We start from the raw sequence: 2,959 nt of genomic DNA on the forward strand, positions 1-2,959 counted from the left end.
GAGGTTCCCTTCTCTACGTTGCTGAAACGGATCTTTTCTCATTCCAAAACAGCTTTGTCCGACAATATGTAGTGCTTGAAAATAATCACTACAAAACCGTTGACGGCATCGTTTTGCTTTTGCATGATGAAGACGTTCCCCGATCGGGAGCACTGGTAACACGCTTGAGCAAACTCGTCTGACCGCCGAGTTGTTTTTTCCGGATACACGCTGCCCACAAGGCAGATTGAAGAAGCTGACCTGGCCTGAACGTCCAGTACAAGGACGAGAAGCGCTGGCGAAAATTCTCAAGACGCTTGTGGCCGACACTGGATTGTCGTCAAGGAGCCTCCCGGTTTTCGCTGCTTCTCCTCGTTGTGACGCTATTGCGTAGCAGTTATTCAACACGACTACATGCAACAGATGCATGACCCCGTACTTCATACGGGCGAGCGCTGACGTCCTGGTTTCGGTGCCAGGGATCAACTAACCGATGGGCTACCTGTATTAGCGAATCAACTTTGAAAGATCACCAGACTGGTCAAGGGGCATAACAATGAATCTGAACAATCAACCCACTATCGAAGAACTGGCTCGTATGTTCGCGGCGCAGAAAGACAGCCACGACAGCCATATTCTCTGGATCAGCAAGTCGGGCCAGGTGCACATCGACTGCCTGTCGCCCCACGCTGGCGAAGAGGAATTCGACCGCAACCACCAGAACCTGCTGGCCCGCCTGAAGATGTACCGCCGCGGCCACGGTTATGTCGGCAAGAAGGCTGCGGCCGACAAGGACTTCATTGGCAGTGTGCTGCAGACGCTGAAACAGGCGTGGGATTCGATGCAGAATCAGAACGAAGTTCGGGTGATTGATCGGTTGTATTGAATAACGCTTCAGTAATAAAGGGCCTGCTTCGATAAGAAGCAGGCCTTTTTACATCCGGAACTCACCCTGCAACTTTGTGGGAGCGAGCCTGCTCGCGAATGCAGTCTTCAGGCGCAAACATCAGTGTCTGACACAGCACATTCGCGAGCAGGTCCGCTCCCACAGGTCTTGTTCATGTCATATGCGTTTGCAGAACAAGATCAACAAACGCCAACGCCGCCGCACTGTGATAATTATTCCTGCGCCGCAACAACGCCGCGCCACGCTGCGGCGCCTCCCCTTCAACACGCAAGCGGCGCAATGCGCGGTCTTCGCTGGCAATCGCCTCGGGCAGCATGGTCGCCAGCGGCGCATGCCGCACCACTTCCAGCAACGTACTCACCGAATTCACTTCAATCCGCACCTGCGGCGTAATCCCGTGCTCGCGGAAATACTCATCCACCAATAACCGCGTAATGAAGCCCGGCGCCAGCAAGGCGAAATGCAGTGAAGCCAATTCCGGCGGCGTCAATACCGAAGGGCTGTCATAGAGCGGATGCCCAGGCCCGACCATGATCCCCAGCGTCTCGGTAAACGCCGGTATGCATTCGATATCGGCATTGCGCACCGGGGTAAACGCGATCGCGACATCCAGCGAGTCATCCGCCAGCCCGGCCTCGATGTCGTCCATCGACAACTCGAAGATCTCCAGATGAATACCGGGAAACCGTGCCCCGTAGTCGCGCACCAGTGGCCCGACCAGATACGCCATGAACGTCGGCGTCATCGCCAGACGCAGGGTGCCGCGGGACAAGTCCTTCACGTCGTGCAAGGCGCGCTGCCCGGCTTCCAGCTCCACCAGCACGCGCCGTGCGCATTCAATGTAAGCCGCGCCTGCATCCGTCGGCTTCACCGTGCGTGAGGTGCGATCGAACAGGCTGACGCCGAGGGTTTCTTCCAGTTGCCGGATCTGCTGCGACAACGTCGGCTGCGATACATGCAGCGCTTCGGCCGCCCGGGTGAACCCGCCGTGATCGGCAACGGCGAGCAAATAACGCAAATGTCGCAACAGCATGAGGACACCATCTATAGGCAGGGCTTATGCGAAGCATTGTATATCGGTCTTGGACGCTATGAATCGACCGGCGCAACATTGCTTCCACACACAGCAAGCCAACCCCTGAAAGGAGTGACACCATGCAACAGTCCCACGCCTACAACGACAACAGCCTGGCCCTGACTACCCGCGTTCTCGACGCCAAGGCGAAAAAAGATCTGTCGTGGCAGGATCTCTCTGACGGCACCGGCCTCAGCCTGGCTTATGTCACCGCCGCCCTGCTCGGCCAGCATCCGTTGCCGGAAAATGCTGCTCAAGTGGTCGGCGACAAGCTTGATCTGAGCGCCGATGACGTCGCCGCTCTGCAGATCATTCCTTTGCGCGGCAGCCTCAGCGGCGTGCCGACCGATCCGACCATCTACCGTTTTTACGAAATGATCCAGATCTACGGCACCACGCTGAAGGCGCTGGTTCACGAGCAGTTCGGTGACGGCATCATCAGTGCGATCAACTTCAAACTGGACATCAAGAAAATCGAAGACCCTGAAGGCGGCTCCCGCGCCGTGGTGACCCTCGACGGCAAGTTCCTGCCGCTGCGCCCGTTCTGATGCGCCCGGCCCGCACACTGCGTGCGGGCCATCCGATTTCTGCCAAGAGGACACGCCCATGAAAGCCCTGATCGACGGCTTCCTGAAATTCCAGAACGAAGCCTTCCCGCAACGCAGCGAACTTTTCAAACATCTGGCCACGACTCAGCAACCCGGCACGCTGTTCATCACCTGTTCCGACAGCCGTGTAGTGCCTGAGCTGCTCACCCAGCAAGAACCCGGCGAGCTGTTCGTGATCCGCAATGCCGGCAATATCGTGCCCTCCTACAGCCCGCATCCAGGCGGGGTCTCGGCGACGGTGGAATATGCGGTGGCAGTGCTGGGAGTGACCGATATCGTGATTTGCGGCCACTCCGATTGCGGCGCAATGACCGCGATTGCCCAGTGCAAATGCATGGATCACCTGCCCGCCGTCAGCGGCTGGCTGCAGCATGCCGAGTCGGCGAAGGT

At 57.8% G+C, this 2,959-nt stretch carries 5 protein-coding genes; 4 read left to right on the plus strand and 1 reads right to left on the minus strand.

Annotated elements, in window-relative coordinates; genetic code table 11:
* Positions 1–182, plus strand: a 182-nt coding sequence (locus tag D6877_RS29650; protein ID WP_206662993.1) for a hypothetical protein, incomplete at its 5' end; no start/stop codon positions are given.
* Between the two features lie 353 nt (positions 183–535).
* Positions 536–865, plus strand: a complete 330-nt coding sequence (locus tag D6877_RS20510) for a hypothetical protein (RefSeq protein WP_041480831.1) — start codon at positions 536–538, stop codon at positions 863–865.
* Positions 866–1,037: 172 nt separating this feature from the next.
* Here the strand turns inward: D6877_RS20510 and cynR are convergent, their stop codons facing one another.
* Complete coding sequence (cynR, locus tag D6877_RS20515) at positions 1,038–1,919, minus strand: transcriptional regulator CynR (RefSeq protein WP_130911942.1); 882 nt, start codon at positions 1,917–1,919, stop codon at positions 1,038–1,040.
* Between the two features lie 122 nt (positions 1,920–2,041).
* Here cynR and cynS point away from each other — a divergent pair, with 122 nt between their 5' ends.
* Both cynS and D6877_RS20525 read left to right on the plus strand, forming a co-directional pair.
* Complete coding sequence (gene cynS, locus D6877_RS20520; RefSeq protein ID WP_130911943.1) at positions 2,042–2,509, plus strand: cyanase; 468 nt, start codon at positions 2,042–2,044, stop codon at positions 2,507–2,509.
* Between the two features lie 58 nt (positions 2,510–2,567).
* On the plus strand, positions 2,568–2,959 hold a 392-nt coding region (locus D6877_RS20525), incomplete at its 3' end, for a carbonic anhydrase (RefSeq protein ID WP_277751490.1).

It is taken from the genome of Pseudomonas sp. Sample_9 (assembly GCF_004307535.1).
Lineage (GTDB): Bacteria > Pseudomonadota > Gammaproteobacteria > Pseudomonadales > Pseudomonadaceae > Aquipseudomonas > Aquipseudomonas mercuritolerans.